Genomic DNA, 241 nt, shown 5'->3' on the forward strand with positions numbered 1-241 from the left:
GGATCATGCTTTAAATGAGTAAAACGCTTTTGTAATTTATTATATATACTCACACCACCACCACGAGTGGCAAACCAAACCCGTCCTGCATCATCGAATTCGATATCCCGCACTTGGTTGCTAGATATCGAGTAGGGATCATTTGGATCATGACGCCAGTTTATGTATTTATTACCAGCTAGATTAATCCTGTAAACGCCTCCTCCTTGTGTAGCTAGCCATACATTGGACTCTACATCCT

The 241-nt window shown here is 41.5% G+C and carries 1 protein-coding gene; it reads right to left on the reverse strand.

Annotated features, from left to right (window positions below; translation table 11 throughout):
• Positions 1-241 (reverse strand): two-component regulator propeller domain-containing protein (locus ACNEUN_RS06425; RefSeq protein WP_463631629.1); only part of this gene is annotated, 241 nt, incomplete at both ends.

The organism is Gardnerella sp. C0684A1, assembly GCF_055326835.1.